Below are 20,129 nucleotides of genomic sequence, written 5' to 3'. Positions count from 1 at the left end.
GGCGACCGCCCGCGGCGTCGGCGCGCTCGCGCGATGCGCCAGCATCGCGCTTCGCACGCCTCCTGGCGGATCGGTTCGCCGCAGGTCAACGCAGGCGGCTCCGTCCTAAAACATCCCGCTCTAATTCCGCTCTTCGACGACCACGGCCGCCTCGTTGCGGCGCAGGAACGGCAAGGTGAAGGGCGCGTCGTAATAATACATGAAGGGCTCGCCGACCGCCCGCCACCGCGACCGGATCAGCCCGGACAGCAATTGCTTCTGCCGCAGCGGCGAGACGCCGCCGAGCCCGGCGAAGCGCAGCACCGCGATCTTTTCCGAAGGAACCGACACGATCTGCACGCGGGGATCGCGCGGCTGCGGCGCCGCGGAGGCGCCATAGTCCGCGGGCAGGAAAAACATCATCCGCCCCTCCGAACTCTCCACCGGCGCCGTCATGGCGAGACGCTCGCCCCGCAATTCGACCGGCGCGGTCATGGCGATCCGGTCGCGGCCGGCATTGGCCCCGGCGATATAGTCGAACAGCAGCCTGAAGGCGTCATTGCGGTCGACGCCCGAGACCAACGCGACCGCGGCGGCGGCGCGGGGCGCGTAGCGGCGGATTTCCACATCCTGCACATGGTCGATGACGGTGTAGCGCGGCTCCTCATAAAGCCGCACGCCGATCACATTGAGCGCGGATTCGACCGCCAGCACGCCATAATAGGGAATCGCCTGAAACATCTGGAACTCCTTGGGCCGGCTGCTGAAAAAGTCCCGTTCCGATAGCCATGGTCCGATGCTTCGGCAGGCTCGATATAGAACCATGGAGTAGCCCTCACCCTGAGGAGCCCGCCTAGGCGGGCGTCTCGAAGGGCGGGGGCGGTCCACGGCTTTTCAGCGGCCTGCTAGAAAAGCGCGGGCGTAAAATTAGGTTCCATCAGCTTCGCGCCAGCGCCCGGCCCAACGCGTCCTGCGTCAGCCGCCAGCGGCGGCGCAGCCGCTCGCTTTCGCGCGCCGCCGACACGGCGAGGCGCTTTTCGGTCATGGCGCGCCAGCCGCGACACAGACGGGCGAGCGCCGCCGCCCCCATATTGCCCGCCATGCTTTCCAGCGCATGGGCCTGCCGGCTGAGCGCCGCGACATCGCCGCGCGAAAGACTGGCGTGAATGTCCTCGACCAGATGGGCGGCGTCGGCGGCGAACTGCACCAGCAAGTCGCGGACGAAATCGGCGCCGCCGAGCCGGTCGAGCGCCGCCAGGGTCGCGGCGTCGAGTTTGTCGCAGCGCGCGCTTTCCCGCGGCGCGCGGGGCGTCGCCGCCGCAGCGGCCTCGAGCGCGGCGCGCAAAATGTCAGGCGAGATCGGCTTGCGCAGGCAATCCACCATGCCCGCGGCCCGACAGGCTCTGCGGCGTTCGCCGCTGTCGTCGGCGGTCAGCGCCAGAATGGGCGCGCGCCCCTGCGGCCGGGCGGCGGCATAGATGCGCGCGGCCTCGATCCCGCCGAGCCGGGGCATGTTCACGTCGAGGACGACCACATCAAAATTTTCGCGCAGCATCGCCAGCAGCGCCGACGCCCCATCGGCCACCACCCGCACCTCATGGCCCGCCTCGGCGAGGATTTTTTCCAGAACCCGACCATTGACGGCATTGTCCTCGGCCAGCAGAAGCCGCAGCGGCCGTCCCGGCGTCCGGCGCAGGACCGCGAGCCGCCGCGCCAGTTTTTGTGCGCGCGCCTCGGCGAAGGGAAAGACCAGCACCGCGAGATCATGGCGCGCCGCCACGGCGAGCGCGTCGAAATCCCCGGTCACATCCAGGCACACCGGCTCGGCCCCCGACGGCTCGGCTTCGTCCTCCAACACTTCGACCGGCGTCACCGGCCAGCCCAGGCGAAACACAGCGCCAACGCCGGGACTTTCAACCGCAATCTCGCCGCCCATGGCGTCGAGCCGCCGCTTGACGATGGAAAGACCGAGCCCGGCGCCGCCGAATTTTTCGCCGATCGACGCGTCCCCCTGGCGAAACGGCTCAAAAATCCTCTGTTGCGCCTCGGCGGCAACACCGGGACCGGTGTCGCGCACCTCGACCGTCAGCCAAAGCCCGCCCTCGCGCGCCACGGCGCCGACGCGCACGGCCACCGCGCCCTCGCGGGTGAATTTCACGGCATTGCCGACCACATTCTGCAAAATCTCCTGAACGCGACGGCGATCGCAAAGAATATGGCTCGGCGTCTCCGCCTCGATCATCAGGCCGAGCCGCACGCCCTTGGCCTCCGCCTCCACCGCGAGCATGGCGCGCAGCGACACGAGCAGCGCGAGGACATCGACCACCTCCTCGTCGCCGCCATCGTTCTGACCGATTTCCTGACGGGCGGCGGACAGCAGATGCTCGATCTGGCGCAGCAGCGTCTGCGCGGACTCCTGCAAGGTGCGGGTCATGTCGCGCTGCTCCGCATCGAGCCGGCCATTCTGGAGCAGCCCGGTCAGCCCGATGATCGCGGTCAGCGGCGTGCGCAATTCATGGCTGACGCTCGCCAGAAACAGGGTTTTGGCCCGGCTGGCGCGCTCGGCCTCGGCGCGCGCCGCCGCGCCATGGCGCAGCAGGATCGCGCCATAGAGCGGCAGCGCCGCCAGCGACAGCAGCAGGCTGACGGAGAGCGCCGCATGGTCGCGCCAGAACGGCGTCCTCGCGATCACCAGGCCGAAGCCGCAGACCGCCAGCGCCACCGTATAGGCCAGAAAACCCGCGCCGAGCCGCGCGCCGGCGCCCAGGATCATCCACCAATAGAGCGGCAGCAGCCAGGCCGCGGCGCCGCCGCCCAAAACCATGGCGGCGGTGATCATCGCCCCGTCCATGGTCAAGGCGAGCCCCAGCCGAACGGGGCTGACGGCGGGACGCCAGGACATATGGACCATCAGCGCCGCGGCGCCGAGCAGATAGGCCGTCAGGATCGGCAGCCCCGAGCGCAGAAAAGCGCGCGCCGCCTCGCCCTCGGCCTGCGCCGCAAGCACGACCACGAGCGCGAGGCCCGACAGGACCAGCCGGTTGCGCATCACCTCGCGTTCGTCCGTGGGCCGGGCCTCGAAGCGCGCCAGGGCCGGTGCGAAATGTTTTGTCCTGTCCATCCGCGCGTCAGGCCAGAAGCTTGAGCGCGCCGGTCTCCGCCGGCGGAAACAGGTTTGACAGGTCGCGGGCGGCGAAGGGCGCGCCGAAACAGGGCCCTTGCGCTTCGCGCACCCCCACCCGCCGCAGCAGCCTCAGCAGCGCCGCATTGGCGACATCCCCAGCGACCAGCGGAAACCGCGCGCCGCGCCCGAGCAGGCGCAAAACCCTGAGCGCATCGGACGCCGAAGCCGGACAGGAGAAGGCGACGGTGGGCTTCAGAGTGTCGATGAAATGCTCGATCGGCGCGGCCAGCCGGCCGGTCTTGCCGATGTCGCGCCCGAGCACGCCGAGATTGACCGGGCCAAGGTTCAGGGTCACCCCCACGCCCAGATTTTTCAGCGCCCGCGCCTCCTCCTCCGCCAGTTCCGGCGCGACAAAAATCTCGGCCGCGTCGAAGCGCAGATCGAGCCAATGCGGCGCGACGCCGGTCTCGGCCAAGGTTTTCGCCAGCGCGACCGCGGCGGATTTTTCCACATCGCCGTCGAGCCGGACGTCCAGCGAAAGCCGCACCGGCCCGCGCCGGCCAGCCTGAAGCGGCGTGATGGCGTCGAGCAGCAGCCGCAGGGCTTCGGCGTCGGCGAATTCGGCGCCAAAACCGTCGCGCAACAATTGCGCGCCCGCCACCCGTCCGGTCATCAGGTCGAGCCGCGGCGCAAACCGCCAATTCGCCGCAACCGGCCGTTGGGCCCGATGCGCGTCGAGCCGCGCCACCGGCGCCGCCTCCCGCTGCGGGGCCGCCTCAGCCCGCGCCTCCACAGCATGCGCCAGTTTGAGCAGATTGCGGGCGCGCATCACGAATTCGCAATGGTCGACCGGCGAGTGGAGAAAGTCATTGGCGCCGCTTTCCAGCGCGCGCAGCCGCAACATGCGCTGGTCGTTGACGGTGATCATCATCACCGGCACGGTTTCGGCGCGCGGCATGGCGCGAAAGCGGGTGATGAATTCGTCGCCGTCGATCTGCGGCATGTCATGGTCGGTGATGATCAAATCGGCGCGGTTGAGCGCCAACCATTCCAGCGCGTCCGTGGGATCGCCGAAGTCGCGGACCTCGATCCCGGGGCCAATCGACTGCGCGAGCTTGGCGTAGATCGTCCGGTTGATGCTCCGGTCGTCGACAATAACGATGTTCGACATTGCCTTACCTGGCTGTTGGTTTTCAGACTGCAAGAGCGTGTATCCGATTGATTTTACTGATGAGTACGAAAGGAGAACTAAAACCCCAGGTTGTGAAGACGGTTAAAAAGCCGTCAGCCTCTGGACGTCCTCGGAACGAAACTTTTGGGCAAGCTGGTAAACCGTTGCGTCATTTACGCGCAGGTCTGGAGCGATTTCAGCCAGAGGCTGCAAAACGAAGGCGCGGCGGGTCATTTCCGGATGCGGCAAGACCAGGTTTTCGTCAGCCCAAACAACATCTTCATAAAGCAGAATGTCGATGTCGATGACCCGCGGTCCCCAGCGCAGACCGGGGGTGCGGCCGAGCGCCCGTTCCGCCTCCTGGGTCAGCGCCAAAAGGGCGCGCGGCGCGAGAGCGGTGCGCGCCACGGCGCAGGCGTTGACGAAATCCGGCTGGTCCTCGACCCCCCAGGGTTTTGTCGCATAAAGTGAAGAGACTCTTTCAAAATCCACCCCGCGCGCGGCCAAAAACGCCACGGCGCGGCGAATATTGCCTTGGGCGTCGCCGAGATTGGCGCCGAACGCCAGCGCAACGAAGTTTTCAGGCGCGGACAAGGGCGCTCCAGACTTTGAGCGCGTCGGCATGTTCGGCGACGTCATGGACGCGGAAAATGTCGGCGCCGGCCTGCAACGCGGCGAGATCGGCGGCCAAAGTTCCGGCGAGCCGTTTTTCCGTGGGCGCGCCGGTGATCGCGCCAATGAAACGTTTGCGCGAGAGCCCGACCAGCACCGGCAGCCCGAACGCCGCCTTCAGCGCCCCCGCGCTGGTCGCGGCGACCAGGTTCTGTTCGAAGGTCTTGCCGAAGCCGACGCCGGGATCAAGAACGACTTGGCTGCGCTTCACCCCGGCCTGCTCCGCCCGCGCCAGCGCGCGGGCAAAAAACGCGCGCATGTCGGCCAAAATATCGCGTGCGGGATCGGCCTCCGCGCAATGGTGCATCACGACAAGCGCCGCGCCGCTTTCCGCCGCAACCTCGGCCAGAGCGGGCTCGCCATGCAGACCCGAGACATCGTTGATGATCGCCGCGCCCAGCGCCACGGCGCGCCGCGCGATCTCCGCCTTGGTGGTGTCGACTGAAACCGGCGCAATTCCCTCACGCAAAATGGCCGCAAGCGGGGCTTCGAGCCGCGCCCATTCCTCCTCGGCCGAAACGGGGGTGAAACCGGGGCGGGTCGATTCCGCGCCGATATCGATAATGTCCGCCCCCTCCTCCACCATTTTTTTCGCGCGCAAAAACGCCGCGCCGGGGTCGCAATGGCGACCGCCGTCGGAAAAGGAATCCGGCGTGACGTTGAGAATGCCCATGATCAGCGGTTTCGCGCCGATCCGGGCCAAGAAATCTTGCGCGGCCATGGGCGGGTCTAGGCCCCGGGCGCGGCAAAAGTCAAACGCTCTCCACCTGCCGTTCGTCGAGCGCCACCGCCTTGATCAGGCAATAGACCTCATCGCCGGGCTTGATGCGCAATTCATCGACCGCCATGCGGGTGAGCGAAGCGAACAGCTTTTCGCCGCCTTTCAGCTCGAGCGTGGCGATGGCGAGCGGCCCCTTGGTCGCCGCAATGCTCACGACTTTGCCGCGCAACAGGGTGCGGATGGACGTGTCCGGCGGCGGCCGATGCGCCAGCGACACATCGACCGCCTTGACGAACACGCGCGTTTGCTTCGCCTCGGGCGCGCGGTCGGGCAAAAAAATGTCGCCGGCGGGATGATGCAGTTTGGTCAGACGGTAATGCGCGTCAAAACTGGCGTCGCCGCAGGCGAGGCTGACGCCGACGCCGAAACGGTCGGACGGCGTTTCCTCGCGCGCCGAGGCAAAAATCTCTTCCGGGCGCCCCACCTCCTTGACCCGGCCGCGCTCGATCATCACCACCTGTCCGGCGAGGCGCATCACCTCCTCGATCTGGTGCGACACCAGCACCACCGGCGTGTCGAATTCGTCGCGCGTCCGCTCCACCAGCTCCATCGCCTTGGTGCGGCGGGCCACGTCGATGGAGGCGAAGGGCTCGTCCATCAGCAGCAGGCGCGGCGCGGCCATCAGCGCGCGGGCGACGCCGACGCGCTGGCGCTCGCCGCCGGACAGCTGCCCCGGCCGCCGCGTCATCAAATGGCCGATCCCCAAAGTCTCGACCACCCGGTCAAAAGGCAAGCGCCGCCCGTCCTTTGCGGCGAAAAACTGGGCGAAGCGCAGGTTCTGCGCCACGCTCAAATGCGGAAACAGCTGCGCGTCCTGGAACACCAGGCCGACGCCGCGCTTGCGCGCCGGAACGAAGATGCGTTTTTCCGTGTCGACCAGCACCCGGCCGCCAATCTCGATGCGACCGACATCCGGCCGCGCCAGCCCGGAAATCAGCTCGATCAGCGTGGTCTTGCCGGAGCCGGAATGACCGAACAAAGCGGTGATCTTGGACTCGCTGCCAAAAGCGGTTTGCAGCGAAAAATCGCCGCGCGAAAGCTTGACGTCGACCGAGATCATGACGACAGCCCCCGCGTCTCGATCCTCATGCGCTTGGCCAAAAATTCGGAAGCCACCAGCGCGCCGATCGCCAAAGCCGCGGCCACCGCCGACATGACCACGGCGTCCTGATCCCCGCCCGGCGTTTGCGTCAGCAGATAAATTTCGGCGGGAATGGTGCGGGTTTCCCCAGGGATATTGGAGACGAAGGTGATGGTCGCGCCGAATTCGCCCAGCGCCTTGGCGAAGCCCAGCACCGCGCCGGCCAGGAGCCCCGGCGCCGCCAGCGGCGCGGTGACCAGGAAGAACACGGCGAGCGGCGGCGCCCCCAGCGTGGCGGCGGCCTGCTCCAGCCGCGGATCGACCGCCTCGATCGACAGCCGGATGGCGCGCACCATCAGCGGAAAGCCCATCACCCCGGCGGCGAGCGCCGCGCCGGTCCAGCGGAAGGCGAAAGTGAAGTTGAAATGCTCGTAGAGAAAGGCGCCGATCGGCCCGCGCCGCCCGAACAGCAGCAGCAGAATCAAGCCGGTGACGACAGGCGGCAGCACCAAAGGCAGATGCACCACGGCGTCCAGGAGCGTCTTGCCCGGGAAATTGCCGCGCGCCAGCAAAAAGGCCACCAGAACGGCGAAGGGCAGACTGCACAAAGTGGCGGTGAAGCCGATGCGCAGGCTCAGATTGATCGCCGTGAGCTGTTCCGGCGTCAGGGTGGGCAAGAAGTCCATCAGGCGAACGGCTTTCTCTGCGAAGCCACCGGATTGGCGGCGCGGGTTTTGGCGATCAGCCCGCGGTCGAGCCGGGCGGTGACGAAACCGGGATTGTCCGAAGCCTTCGCGACCACATGCCCCCAGGGATCGCAAACCAGCGAATGCCCATAGGTGTGGCGCACTTCGTCTTTGATCCGGTGCGGACCGATCTGGGCAGGGGCGACGAAAAAGCTTTGGGTTTCGATGGCGCGCGCCCGGCACAAAACCTCCCAATGGTCCTTGCCGGTGAGCAGGGTGAAGGCGGCGGGCAGCGCGATCACATCGACGCCACGCGCGGAAAGCGCCTGGAACAGAGCGGGAAAGCGCAGGTCGTAGCAGATGGCGCAGCCGAATCGCAAACCCTCGGCCTCATAGGTCGCAAGCTCCGTCCCCGGCGTGAACAGCGCGCTCTCGCGATAGGCGGCGCCGTCGGGGGTCACCACGTCGAACATGTGGATTTTGCGATAGAGCGCGATTTCCCGACCGGTCCGGTCGAACACGACGGTGGTGTTGGACAGGCTGTCGCGGTTGCGCTCGAGAATCGAGCCGGCATGGACGAACACGCCGTGCCGGGCGGCAAGCTCGGCGGCGAGCGCATAGGCCGGCCCCTCGCGCAATTTTTCCGCGGCGGCGAATTTTTCCTCGCGCGTCCCGCCCAGAAAATCAAAAACCTCGGGCAAACCGACCCAGTCCGGCTTTTCCAGCGCGCAAGCCTCGTCGATCAGCGCGCGCGCCTGCGCGACATTGGCCGCCTTGTCGGCGACGGAATTCATCTGGATCAGCGCGACCTTCATGGGCCCTCCTCAATATGTAAGCTGATTGCAATTTTTGCGCCGCAGAACAAGCCCAAGCTCTGTGCAAGGCTAAGCCCAAGCTCTAGGCACAGCTCGGGAACAAGCCGAAGCTTCTGTCCCTTGGCCCAAGCTCTTAAGATCGGGTGACGAATCACGCGCGGATTTGCATGTTCACCTTTCTTCACGCCGCCGACCTGCATCTGGGCAGCCCGTTTCAGGGCCTGAGCCTGCGCGACCCGCGCATGGCCGAGCGATTCGGCGCCGCAAGCCGCGAAGCCTTCGAGGACCTGATCACTCAGGCGCTCGAAAAAAACATCGCCTTCGCCATTTTCGCCGGCGATATTTTTGACGGCGACTGGCGCGACGCCTCGGCGGCCCTGTTCTTCAACCGCCAGATCGCCCGGCTGACGCGCGAAAACGTGCGGGTCTACCTGCTCAAAGGCAATCACGACGCCGAAAGCGTGGTCACCAAAAGCTTGTCTCTGCCTGACCTCGCGCACGAATTCCCCGCGCGAAAGGCCAAAACTTTTGTGCTCGAAGACTTGCGCGTGGCCCTCCACGGCCGCAGTTTTGCCGACCGCGCCGAAACCGGCAATTTCGTCCCCGACTATCCCGAGCCGAAGCCGGGCTGGTTCAACATCGGCGTGCTGCACAGCTCGCTCGACGGCCGCCCAGGCCACGCCAGCTACGCCCCCTGCACGCTCGCCGACCTGCGCGCCAAAAACTACGATTATTGGGCGCTCGGCCATGTCCACGCCCACGAAATCGTCTGCCAAGACCCGTTTGTCGTCTATCCCGGCAATCTCCAGGGCCGGTCGATTCGTGAATGTGGGGCGAAGGGCGCGGTTTTCGTCGAGGTCGAGGACGGCCGGATCACGGGAACCCATCACCTGCCGGTCGACCGCGCCCGTTTCGCCGAAATTTTGATCGACGCCGCGCCCTTCGAAAGCTGGGACGAGTTGCGCGCCGAAATCACGCTTCGCGCCCGCAACGAAAGCGAGAAGGCCGCCGGCCGCTTTTTGGCCGCCCGCCTGCGCGTTCACGGCGCCACGAGCCTTCACGCACAATTGGCCGGGGATCCCTCGGGCTGGCGCGAACAGGTCGAAGCCGCGCTGCACCACGCCAGCGACACCATCGAACTCGAAAAATTCCTGGTCGAAACCCGCGCGCCCAAAACGGCGGCGAAGCGCGACAGCGAGCTGGATTTCGCCGCTTTGCTCGACGAAGTCCTGGCCGACCCCGAATTCGCCGAGCAGGCGCGCGCCGCGCTGTCCGCCATTGAAGCCAAAATGCCGCCCAAAACCGAACTGCCGCGCGAAAATTTCGAAACCCTGCTCGCCGAGGCCCGCGATCTCGCCTTGGCGCGCGCGGAGCGCTCCGCATGAGGATTTTGCAGCTGGCGCTTGACGCCTACGGCCCCTTCGCCGGCGAAAACCTGCATTTCGACCGCGCCGCGCGCCTGCACATCGTCCACGGCCCCAACGAGGCCGGAAAATCCAGCGCGCTCACCGCCATCGGCGACCTGTTCTATGGCGTGCCGCGCTCGGAAAAGTCCTTTTTGCGCCCCGCCGACCTCCGGCTCGGCGCGCTGGTCGAGGCGCGCAACGGCCAGATGCTGCAATTTTTCCGCCGCCGCGGCGTCAAGGCCACCCTGCTCGACGCCGCCGGCGCCGCGCTCCCCGACGATTGCCTGGCCCCCTTTCTCGGCGCCGCCAGCCGCGAGATTTTTCACCGCGCCTTCGGCCTCGACGCCGAAAGCCTGCGAAAAGGCGGCGACGAAATGCTGCGCGCCGAGGGCGAAATCGGCGCCAGCCTGTTCGCCGCCGCCTCGGGCCTGCGCGGCCTGATCGACCTGCGCAAAGGCATCGAAACCGAAGCGGACGACATTTTCGGCGAGCGCAAGGCGGGCCACCGCTCCTTCTACAAGGCGCTCACCCGCTTCGAGGAGGCCAGCAAGGCGGAAAAAGAAACCCGCCTCTCCGAAACCGAGCTGAAAAAACTGCGCCGCCAGATCGAAGACGCCGAGACAACGCTCGCCGACATCAAGGCGAAGGAGCGCGACGACGAAGCCGAGCAGATCCGGCTCAACCGCCTTTTGCGCGCCGCCCCGATCCTGAAGACTTTGGAGGTATTGCGCACGAACCTGGCCGCTTTCGGCGATCTCTCAGCCTACACGCCGGAGTGGGCGGCCAAACTCGAAACCCTTCTTGCAGAGCAGGCGCGCGAGCAGGACGCCTCGGCGCAAGCGGAGCAAACCCGCGACGAGGCGCGCGAGGACGCCGAAAACATCGCGGTCGCCGACGACGTGCTGGCGCAGACGGAAAACATCGAAGCCCTGCACCGAGCGGGCGGCGCCATGGAAAAGGCGCTGGACGACCTGCCCCGCCGCGAAAAAGCGCTCAGCGACGCCGCCGACAAGCTTCGCCTTCGCGCACTGGCCTGCGGCCTCGACGACGGCGCGACGCTGCGCGCGGCGCAACCCGACGCCGCCGTGCTGGCGCGGGCGGAGCGGCTGATCGCCAGGGGACGCGACCTGCTGGCGCGAAAGATCGAGCCGCTGGCGGCGCTCGAGCGCGAGGAAAAAGCCCTGGCCAAATTGCGCGCGCAACAGGGCGCGCCGCCGCCCGACGCCAGCGCGCTTGCGGAAAAACTCGCCGCCTTCGGCGCTGTCGAGCGCGACGAGGACGCGCGCGACGATCTTTCGCGGACCTGCGCCGACGAAGCCCGAAAACTCGACGAACGCCGGGCGCGGCTCTCCCCCGCCCTGCCCGATCTGGAACGTTTCGCCGCCGCACCGAGCCCCGACGCCTCCGCCATCGAGCAGGCGGCGCAGGATTTTGACGCGCTCGCCGCGCAACAGGCGGAGGCGCGCCGCCGCCTCGACGAAGCGCGCGCGCGCCTGAAAACGGCGGAAACCGCCGCCAAGGCGCTGGAAAAGGCGGGAGCGCTGACGAGCCGGGCGCAACTGGCGGAGCTGCGCGCCCGCCGCGACGCGCTCTGGGCCGAACTCGCCGCCTGCCGCGCCAACGAGGCCGCCTGGGCCGCCGCCTCCAAACATTTCGAAGACGCGCAAACCGAGGCCGACGCCGCCGCCGACGCCCTGTTCGAAAACGCCGCGCGCGTGGTGGAGATGGAGGCTGCGGGCGAAATTTTGGAAACCGCCCGCGCCGCTCTGGCCGACGCCGAGCAAAAAGCGCAGGAGACCGCCGAAGCCTTCGAAAACTTCGAAGCGCGCTGGGCGGAAAGTTGGCGCGCCTGCGGGGTCAACCCGGCGCCGCCGCGCGTGATGGCGCGCTGGCGCGCCGAGGCCGACAACCTGCTGTCCGCGCGCGAAAATTTGAAACAAGCGCAAGCCAAGCTGGCCCAGCTCGACGCCAAACTGCGCGCCGCGACGCCGGGCCTGGAGCAATTGGCCGCGCAAGCCGGGCTGGAGCCGCTGGCGCTCGAGGCCGGCGCCCTCGCCCGCCGCATCGCCACCCGACTGAAGGAGCTTGCGCGCCAAGATTCCGAAGCGCGCGACCTCGCGGCGAAAATCGCCAGCGCCCCCGAGCGCATCGACGCGCTGAAGGCGACATTGGCGGAACTGGCGGACCAGGAAGCCGCCTGGCGCGCCGAATTTTTCCCGACGCTGGCGCAACTTCGCCTCGACCCCGACGCCACGCTCGACGAGGCGCAGGCGCGGATCGCGCTGTGGCGCGACCTGCCCGGAGAGTTGCAGGAGGAGGCGAGCGAATCCCGCCGCGTGCAGACCATCCGCGACGATCTCGCCGGTTTCGAACAAAAACTCGACGCGCTGCTCGCCGTCTGCGGCCAAGGCCTGCCGGCGCGCCCCGCCATCGACGCGGCGCGCGCCCTGCAAAAACGCCTCGCCGCCGAGCGCGAAAAGGCCAGCGCCCGCAGCGCCGCGCAAAAACTGCTGGCGAAAGCGGAAAGCGCCGTCGCCGCCGCCGGCCAGGCGCGCGCCGAGGCCGAGGCGCGGCTGACAAAATTCTGCGCCGACGCCGGTTTTGGCGGCGACGCCACAGCGCTTTGCGAGCGCCTGCGCCTGCGCCGCGCCCAAACGGAAGCGATCGACGCCGAACTGGCCCGACTGGCCCCGGTGGCCGAGGGCAAGGAGGCGGAGCTCGCAGAGCAGGCGAAAAATTTCGATCCCGACGCGGCGCGCCTGCGCCTCTCCGAAATTTTGCGCGCCCGCGAGGACCGCAACAAGGCCCGCGACGCCGCGCTGCTCGCCCAGCACGACGCCAAAAAACAGTTGCAGGACCATGACGACAGCACGGGCGCCGAGCAGGCCGCGCTCGACCGCGAAGCGGCCAAGGCCGAGATGGCGGTGGAGGCCCGGCGCTGGGCGGTGCTGAAAATCGCCTCGCTGATGGTCGGGGCCGGGCTCGAACGCCACCGCCAGAGCCGCCAGGACCCGCTGCTCGCCCGCGCCGCCAAAATTTTCGCCGCCTTGACCTCCGGCCGCTACGAAAACCTGAAGCAGGATTTTGCCGAGGACGAAAAGCTGCATCTGCTGGCGGTGCGCCGCGACGGCGCCGCCTTGCCGCTCAACGCCCTCAGCGAGGGCGCCCGCGACCAGCTCTATCTGGCGCTGCGCCTAGCCTTTTTGGAAGATTACGCCAAAAAATCCGAGGCCCCGCCCTTCATCGGCGACGATCTGTTCGCCAGTTTCGACGACGCCCGCGTCGCCGCCGGCCTCAAAACCCTGGCCGATCTGAGCCCCGCCCTGCAGCCGATCCTGTTCACCCATCACGACCATGTCGTCGAAATCGCCGCCCGGGCGCTGGGCGCGCAGGCCCAGGTGCTGCGGCTGCCGTCCTGAGGAAAACACTGGCGCGACGCCGCGTTTACGATTACATTTGATCTAGATCAAATTTTTTCGGGGCGCAGCCATGCAGCAGTCCAGAACAAAGCCGAACCGTCTGGTCCGTATGATGATCTTGAACTGGGCGTTCGGCTGGGCGGTCGGTTTCATCTGCGCCGCCGGCGTGCTCGCCTCCAATGTCGGCCACATCTGGGACATGGTGTCCAAATCGGACTCGATGGGCCTGTTCCTGGTGCTGCTGTTCGGCAGTTTCGGCGTGACCTTTGCCGGGGTGGTCGCGGCCACCGCAATCATGTTGCTGCCGACCGACGAGCAGGACTGGCGCGGCGGGGGAACCCGCGCGCCGATCCTGCTGCCGGCCTACGCCTTCGCGCGCATTCGTCGCACGCGCGGCTGATTGTCTCGACTTTACCGGTTTCGGGCGCTAGAGCATGAGCTTGAACGCTTCTCTCTCGCCCGTGCTGAATCATGGCCAAACCCAAGCTTGCGAACTCGTCCGTAGCGCCCGTCGAAATCTACCATCTGCTGCTGAGCTGCCCGAACCGCCCGGGCATCATCGCCCGCGTCGCCAGCCATATTTTTGAATCCGGCTTCAACATCGCGGATTCCCGGCAGTTCGACGAGGAAGACACCGACCAGTTCTTCATGCGCGTCGAGTTCAATCCGGTGCGCGAGGGCGCCGACATCGAGGCGTGGAAGGCCAGTTTCTGCGAACTCGCCGAGGAATATGACATGACCTGGAGGGTGCGCGCCCAGTCGCAGCGCGCCAAGGTCCTGATCCTGGTGTCGAAATTCGACCATTGCCTCGCCGACCTGCTCTACCGCTGGCGCATCGGCGAATTGCCGATCGAACTGGTCGGCATCGCCAGCAATTATCCGCGCGAAACCTTTCCCCATCTCGATTTCACCGGCGCGCCCTTCCATTACCTGCCGGTGACCCGCGAAACCAAGATGGAGCAGGAGGCGCAGATCTGGGCGCTGACCCAGCAGACCGGCGCGGAACTGGTGGTGCTCGCCCGCTACATGCAAATTCTGTCGGACGGCCTGGCGGCGAAACTGTCGGGCAAGTGCATCAACATCCACCACAGCTTTTTGCCGGGTTTCAAGGGCGCCAAGCCCTATCATCAGGCCCACGCCCGCGGCGTCAAGGTGATCGGGGCTAGCGCGCATTATGTGACGGCGGAACTCGACGAAGGCCCGATCATCGAGCAGGACGTCGAGCGCATCTCCCACCACCACCGCCCCGAGGATTTGGTCAGCAAGGGCCGCGACATCGAGCGCCGGGTGCTGGCCCGCGCCGTGCGCCTGCACGTGGAAAACCGCGTGGTGATCAACGGCCGCAAGACCATCGTCTTTACGGAGTAAGCCCCCTCATCCGTCTCGGCGCTTCGCGCCGATCCACCTTCTCCCGCAAGGGGAGAAGGGCTCAGACTGCGGGGAGCGCCTTCCTTCTCCCCTTGCGGGAGAAGGTGGCCCCGAAGGGGCCGGATGAGGGGTTCGTCCCGTCACTTCGCCGCAAGCGCCGCAGCGGCATCCGCGGCGCCAAAATTCTCCCCGGCGATTTTTCGCGCGCTCTCAGCCAAAATCCGCCTTAACCCCTTGAGATCGAGCCCCGGCGTCTTCTCCAGCAGCAGCGCCGCGACGCCGCTGACCTCGGCGCAGGCGATCGACGTGCCGGTGGACAAATCGTAGCCGCCGTTCGGGGCCGCCGCGATCACATCCACGCCTGGCGCCGCCAGTTTGATATAAGCCCCGCGATTGCCCTGCCGATAAATTTTGCCCGTCTCATCCACGGCGGCGACGGCGATCACCGGCGGATAGGCGGCCGGATATTGCGGCGGCGCCCCCGGCCCCTCATTGCCGGCCGCCGCGATCAGCGCCATGTTTTTCGATGCCGCCGCGACCACCATGCGCTCCATCAAGGGATCGGCGGGACCGGCGAAACTCATGCTGACGACGCGCGCCCCCTTGTCCGCCGCCCAGTCAAGCCCCGCCACGATCGGCAAAGTCGCGCCACGGGCGGCGCCGCCGGCCGGATCAAAGGCCCGCACCGCCAGAAGACGCGCGGCGGGCGCGGCGCCCACAAGCTTGACATGGCCGGAAATCGCCCCGGCCATCGCCGTGCCATGGGCATGCGGCGCGCCCGCCCCGCCAACGGCGTCGAACGCTTCCGCCGCCACCCCCCAAAATTCGGGATGCGCCGCATCCACCTGCGAATCGATCACCGCGACGGCGACCCCTTTGCCAAGCGCCAGCTTATGGGCGTCGGCGAGATTCAGCGCCGCGCCGGCATAGCCCTCGGGCGCCTGCTCCTGGATCGAGCCCTGCGATTGGACCGAGCCCTGCGCCCCCTCCTGCAACTGGTATAAAAAATTCGGCTGCGCCCAGGCCACCCGCGCATCCCGCCCGGCGCGACGCAGCGTTTTGCGCAAATCCGCCCCGCGCGGCAGTTTGAGGCGATGCACGCTCACGCCGATCAATTTGAGCGACCGCGTCTCGACCAGATCGAGTTTTTCCGCCCGCGCAAAATTTTCCGCCTGCCCCGGCGCTTCCTTCTGGAAGGCGACGAGAATCTCGTCGGGCGCCAAACGTTTCTCCGTCACAGCAGGCAGCAGCGCGCGCGAAACCAAGGGCGCGGCGGTGACAGGCTTTTTCACCCGCACCCGCGGCGGCGGCGCCTCCCGGACCGCCACGGGCCGGCGGACCTGGCGGGGCGGCAGCGGCACATCGCTTTCGACCATGGCCGGAGGCGGGGGCGGAACATAGCGCGGCGGCGGCGCATCATAGATGCGCGGCGGCCAAGGACGCAGCGGCCAGTAACGCGGCGGCGCGCCATCGCCATAGCGCGGCCCGGGCCGACGCGCCCCGCGGCCGGGATAGACGGGATGAAAGCGCCCACCGGGCCGATAGACGCCCCCGGGGTGAAAGCCGGGAGAAAAACCGCCGCCGCGCGACAAAAACGGCTGCTGCGCGAGCGACGGCCCCACCAGCGCCAAAACCAGCGGCACAACCAGCAGCCAGCGCCACAGCTTCATGGCTCACCCCTTTTTCTGGGCGAATTTGACCAGCCCCGAGGCGCGCAGCGCCTCAAGCTTTTTCGCGGCTTCGTCCTCACTCATCTCCTTGCCGCCGAGCCTGACCTGAAAGAACCCGGCGCGCGGCCCGCCGACGATCTGCGCCTCCTGGCCCGCCAAAAACGCGGCGATTTTTTCCATGGTCGCCTCGGGCGCAAAGGCGACCAGGGCGAAGCGCCCGTCCAGTCCCGCCTCCTCGCGCGAGGCCGTGGCATATTCTCCCGGCGCCGGCGCGGGTTTCGCCAGAAAACCGGCCTCCACCGCGACCAGCAGGCAGGCGGCCGCCGCGACCCAGCCGAGGGCGCGGGGGCTGAAGACATTGGCAAGCCGCGCGCCCAGGTCCAACCGCGACCAGAAGGAAACCGGCTCCGCCTCGATCATCTCGAACAATTTCTGCGCCGCCCGGGCGCTCGGGAGCGGCAGCGCCTCGTTGAGCGCGATGATTTCCTCGCGCTCCGCCCGCGCCGCCTCGACATTGCGGGCGAGTTCGGCGTCCTGCGCCAGGGCGCGCTCGAATTCCGCGCGCTCCTCGGCTTCAAGCCGCCCGGCGACATAAAAAGGCGCGAGTTCCGCCAGCCTTTGCCTGTCCTGCGGGTTCATGGCCAACCTCGATCGACGCCGGCGCGCCTGCAAATCTCCGAGAGTTTCTGGCGCGCATAAAAGAGACGGGTTTTGACCGTGGCCGGGGGAATGCCGATGATCGCGGCCGCCTCCTCCACGGATTGCTCATGGTAGTAAACGAGATCGACGATCTCGCGGTGCTCCGCCGACAGTTTTTGAATGCAGGCGCGCAAAACCGCGGCCTTGTCACCCTTGGCCATCAGCACTTCGGGATCGTCGGCCTCGTCGGCGAGGCCGGCGGCGTAATCCTCGTCAAGGGGCGCGTCTTTGCGCATGCGCGCGATGGACAAAGCCTTGAATCGGGCGATCGACAGGATCCAGGTGATGACGCTGGACCGGCCCTCGAAGGCGCCAGCCTGGCGCCAGACATCGACAAAAGTTTCGGCGAGGGCGTCCTCGGCGCGGCCTTCGTCGCGCAGAAAGCGCAGGATGAAGCGGAACACGCGCAGGCGATGGCGTGCGAACAGGGCTTGCATCGCCAGCCTGTCGCCCCGGGCGATCCGCGCCAGAAGCTGCGGATCGTCTGACTCCGTCGTCTGCTTGCGCATGACCCCCTGGAGGAATTGAGCCCTTCCGAGAATCGGGCGGCGGGCGCCAAAGGTCAAGGCCCCGCCAGCAAAAGCGGTCATTCGCAGACCCGCACGCGGCCGATATAGTCGCCATATTCGTCGTAGCGGCGTTCGGTGTGGCAGTAGCCTTCGTTCGCATAGGCGGCGGAAGCGGCGGCGGCGCCGATCAGGCCCAAACCAATGCCAATGCCGATACCGGGACCCCAGTGATGATGCGGATGCGGCGGCCACGGCTTGGCTTGGGCGGCCGGGACGGCGGCGAGCGCGGCGGCGACGGCGAGGACGGTCAGGCTGGCGCGAAAAGTCTTGGTCATTGGTCTGCTCCCCTGGGTCCAGGGCCCCTTGCGGCCCTTTCGTCCTTGGGTCGCAGCGACCGCAAAAACGGTTCAAAGATTTTTCAAAAATTTTGCCGGCGCCGCTGAATTCTTGCCAATCCAAGCGCGAGGCTCTATCGAAACGCCAAAACCCTTCGCGCGCGCCGCGCCATGCAGAGGCCGATCCCTTGACCGCTCAGACTTCTAAAGAACCGGCCATCACTCCGGACCTGGTCGCCCAGCACGGCCTCAAGCCCGACGAATACCAGCGCATCCTCGCCCTGATCGGCCGCGAGCCCACCTTCACCGAGCTCGGCATCTTTTCCGCCATGTGGAACGAGCATTGTTCCTACAAGAGCTCGCGCCTCCACCTGAAAAAGCTGCCGACCAAGGCCCCCTGGGTCATCCAGGGCCCCGGCGAAAACGCCGGCATCATCGACATCGGCGACGGCCAGGCGGTGGCGTTCAAAATGGAGAGCCACAACCACCCCTCCTATATCGAGCCCTACCAGGGCGCGACCACGGGCGTCGGCGGCATCCTCCGCGACGTCTTCACCATGGGCGCCCGCCCGATCGCCTGCCTCAACCTGCTGCGCTTCGGCTCAGTCGACCACCCGCGCACCCGCCATCTCGTCTCCGGCGTCGTCGCCGGCGTTGGTGGCTACGGCAATTCCTTCGGCGTCCCCACCGTCGGCGGCTCCACCGAATTCCACCCGTCCTATGACGGCAATATTTTGGTGAACGCCATGGCGGTCGGTCTGGTCAAGACCGACGAGATTTTCTACGCCGCCGCCACCGGCGTGGGCCGCCCCATCGTCTATCTCGGCTCGAAAACCGGACGCGACGGCATCCACGGCGCCACCATGGCCTCCGCCGAATTCGACGCGGACAGCGACGAGAAGCGCCCCACCGTCCAGGTCGGCGACCCCTTCTCGGAAAAACTGCTGCTCGAAGCCTGCCTGGAAATCATGCGCAAAGGCTGCGTCGTCGCCATCCAGGACATGGGCGCCGCCGGCCTGACCTCCTCGGCGGTCGAAATGGGCGCCAAGGGCAATCTCGGTGTCGAACTCGACCTCGACAAGGTCCCCTGCCGCGAGCGCGGCATGACGGCCTATGAAATGATGCTGTCGGAGAGCCAGGAGCGCATGCTCATGGTGCTCGATCCCGACAAGGAAGCAGAGGCGGAGGCCATTTTCCGCAAATGGGGCCTGGACTTCGCCGTGATCGGCAAGACCACGGACACCTTGCGCTTCGTCATCAAGCATGGTGGCGAGATCAAGGCCGACCTGCCGATCAAGGAGCTGGGCGACCAGGCCCCGCTCTACGACCGCCCCCATGTGCCCACGCAAAAACCGCAAAAGCTCGATTCGGCCGCCCTGCCGGCGCCGCTCACCATCGGCGAAGCGCTGAAAAAGCTGGTCTCCTGCCCCGACATGGCGTCAAAGCGCTGGGTCTGGGAGCAATATGACCATTTGATTCTCGGCAACACCATCGTCGCCCCCGGCGGCGATTCCGCGGTCGTGCGCATCGACGACGGCCCCAAGGGCCTCGCCCTCACCACCGACGTCACCGCACGCTATTGCTATGCCGACCCGGTCGAGGGCGGCAAACAGGCGGTGGCGGAAAGCTGGCGCAACATCACCGCGGTCGGCGGCAAACCCCTCGCCCTCACCGACAATCTCAATTTCGGCAATCCGGAAAAACCCGAAATCATGGGCCAGTTCGTCGGCTGTCTGCAGGGCATCGGCGAAGCCTGTCGCGCTCTGGACTATCCCATCGTCTCCGGCAACGTCTCGCTCTACAATGAGACGCAGGGCAAGGGCATTCTGCCGACCCCGGCGATCGGCGGCGTCGGCCTGGTCGCCGACGTGACCAAGGCGGTCGGAGTCGCTTTCAAAAACCCCGGCGAAAAACTGGTCCTCATCGGCGAAGGCGAGGGCTGGCTTGGCCAATCCATCTACCTCCGCGAAATTTTCGGCCGCGAAGAAGGCGCCCCGCCGCCGGTCGATCTCGCGGCGGAAAAGCGCAACGGCGATTTTGTCCGCGACCTGATTTCGCGTGGCGATGTTTCCTCGGTGCACGATCTTTCGGACGGCGGCCTCGCGGTCGCGGTGGCGGAAAGCGCCATGGCCGGCAAAATCGGCGCGACCGTCTCCGCCCCCGGCGGCGACGCGCCGCAAAATTGGTTCGGCGAGGACCAGGGCCGTTATCTGCTGGCCGTCCCGGCGGCCAAGGCGGATGCATTGCTCGCGGCGGCGAAAACGGCGGGCGTCCCTGCGGCGATCATCGGCGAGACCGGCGGCGATGTTCTAAAACTCGGCGCGGACAAACCCGTTCTGGTGCGGGACTTGCTAGAAGCCCACGAATCCTGGATGCCGGCCTATATGTCCGGCGGCAAAGCCTGAGGAACGCCC

At 67.0% G+C, this 20,129-nt stretch carries 17 protein-coding genes; 5 read left to right on the top strand and 12 right to left on the bottom strand.

The window, feature by feature from the left end; all coding sequences use genetic code 11:
* Positions 1-120: 120 nt before the first annotated feature.
* The 8 genes from M2320_RS05395 to M2320_RS05360 form a co-directional block, all read right to left on the bottom strand.
* On the bottom strand, positions 121-720 hold the full coding sequence (locus M2320_RS05395; protein WP_264596384.1) for an SOUL family heme-binding protein: 600 nt from the start codon (positions 718-720) through the stop codon (positions 121-123).
* A gap of 196 nt (positions 721-916) precedes the next feature.
* The gene (locus M2320_RS05390; protein WP_264596383.1) at positions 917-3,100 is read right to left on the bottom strand and encodes an ATP-binding protein; all 2,184 of its coding nucleotides are present in this window, start codon (positions 3,098-3,100) and stop codon (positions 917-919) included.
* Positions 3,101-3,107: 7 nt separating this feature from the next.
* Positions 3,108-4,274, bottom strand: a complete 1,167-nt coding sequence (locus M2320_RS05385; protein ID WP_264596382.1) for a response regulator — start codon at positions 4,272-4,274, stop codon at positions 3,108-3,110.
* Between the two features lie 102 nt (positions 4,275-4,376).
* Positions 4,377-4,868 carry a 2-amino-4-hydroxy-6-hydroxymethyldihydropteridine diphosphokinase gene (folK, locus tag M2320_RS05380; RefSeq protein ID WP_264596381.1) on the bottom strand — a complete coding sequence of 164 codons (492 nt, stop codon included), beginning with the start codon at positions 4,866-4,868 and terminating at the stop codon, positions 4,377-4,379.
* A complete protein-coding gene (folP, locus tag M2320_RS05375; protein WP_264596380.1) occupies positions 4,855-5,667 on the bottom strand; it encodes a dihydropteroate synthase in 813 nt (270 codons plus the stop codon). Before folP ends, folK begins: the two co-directional genes overlap by 14 nt.
* Positions 5,668-5,698: 31 nt before the next feature.
* A complete protein-coding gene (modC, locus tag M2320_RS05370) occupies positions 5,699-6,787 on the bottom strand; it encodes a molybdenum ABC transporter ATP-binding protein (protein WP_264596379.1) in 1,089 nt (362 codons plus the stop codon).
* Positions 6,784-7,494 (bottom strand): molybdate ABC transporter permease subunit, encoded by a 711-nt coding sequence (modB, locus tag M2320_RS05365; protein WP_184429705.1) that lies wholly within the window; start codon positions 7,492-7,494, stop codon positions 6,784-6,786. The genes modC and modB overlap by 4 nt, the downstream gene beginning before the upstream one ends.
* Positions 7,494-8,309 (bottom strand): carbon-nitrogen hydrolase family protein, encoded by an 816-nt coding sequence (locus M2320_RS05360; protein WP_264596378.1) that lies wholly within the window; start codon positions 8,307-8,309, stop codon positions 7,494-7,496. Before M2320_RS05360 ends, modB begins: the two co-directional genes overlap by 1 nt.
* 167 nt (positions 8,310-8,476) lie before the next feature.
* Between M2320_RS05360 and M2320_RS05355 the strand changes: the two genes are divergently transcribed.
* From M2320_RS05355 to purU, 4 genes are all read left to right on the top strand, one after another.
* The gene (locus M2320_RS05355) at positions 8,477-9,694 is read left to right on the top strand and encodes a metallophosphoesterase family protein (RefSeq protein ID WP_264596377.1); all 1,218 of its coding nucleotides are present in this window, start codon (positions 8,477-8,479) and stop codon (positions 9,692-9,694) included.
* Complete coding sequence (locus tag M2320_RS05350) at positions 9,691-13,134, top strand: ATP-binding protein (RefSeq protein ID WP_264596376.1); 3,444 nt, start codon at positions 9,691-9,693, stop codon at positions 13,132-13,134. The genes M2320_RS05355 and M2320_RS05350 overlap by 4 nt, the downstream gene beginning before the upstream one ends.
* Before the next feature lie 70 nt (positions 13,135-13,204).
* A complete protein-coding gene (locus M2320_RS05345; protein ID WP_264596375.1) occupies positions 13,205-13,534 on the top strand; it encodes a hypothetical protein in 330 nt (109 codons plus the stop codon).
* Between the two features lie 71 nt (positions 13,535-13,605).
* Positions 13,606-14,502, top strand: coding sequence for a formyltetrahydrofolate deformylase (purU, locus tag M2320_RS05340; RefSeq protein ID WP_184429701.1), 897 nt, complete (start codon positions 13,606-13,608; stop codon positions 14,500-14,502).
* A 140-nt stretch (positions 14,503-14,642) separates the two neighbouring features.
* On the opposite strand, the gene M2320_RS05335 is transcribed toward purU, so the two are convergent.
* From M2320_RS05335 to M2320_RS05320, 4 genes are all read right to left on the bottom strand, one after another.
* On the bottom strand, positions 14,643-16,172 hold the full coding sequence (locus M2320_RS05335; RefSeq protein ID WP_264596374.1) for a S8 family peptidase: 1,530 nt from the start codon (positions 16,170-16,172) through the stop codon (positions 14,643-14,645).
* 3 nt (positions 16,173-16,175) lie between these two features.
* Positions 16,176-16,811 carry a hypothetical protein gene (locus M2320_RS05330; RefSeq protein WP_264596373.1) on the bottom strand — a complete coding sequence of 212 codons (636 nt, stop codon included), beginning with the start codon at positions 16,809-16,811 and terminating at the stop codon, positions 16,176-16,178.
* Positions 16,808-17,380 (bottom strand): sigma-70 family RNA polymerase sigma factor, encoded by a 573-nt coding sequence (locus M2320_RS05325; RefSeq protein WP_264596372.1) that lies wholly within the window; start codon positions 17,378-17,380, stop codon positions 16,808-16,810. The genes M2320_RS05330 and M2320_RS05325 overlap by 4 nt, the downstream gene beginning before the upstream one ends.
* Positions 17,381-17,457: 77 nt before the next feature.
* Entirely contained in the window at positions 17,458-17,715 is a 258-nt protein-coding gene (locus M2320_RS05320; protein ID WP_184429697.1) for a hypothetical protein, read from the bottom strand.
* A gap of 188 nt (positions 17,716-17,903) precedes the next feature.
* Here M2320_RS05320 and purL point away from each other — a divergent pair, with 188 nt between their 5' ends.
* Positions 17,904-20,120 carry a phosphoribosylformylglycinamidine synthase subunit PurL gene (gene purL, locus M2320_RS05315; protein WP_264596371.1) on the top strand — a complete coding sequence of 739 codons (2,217 nt, stop codon included), beginning with the start codon at positions 17,904-17,906 and terminating at the stop codon, positions 20,118-20,120.
* Positions 20,121-20,129: the final 9 nt, after the last annotated feature.

The organism is Rhodoblastus acidophilus (assembly GCF_025961575.1).
GTDB lineage: Bacteria > Pseudomonadota > Alphaproteobacteria > Rhizobiales > Beijerinckiaceae > Rhodoblastus > Rhodoblastus acidophilus_C.
This window is presented reverse-complemented; position numbering and strand designations above follow the sequence as displayed.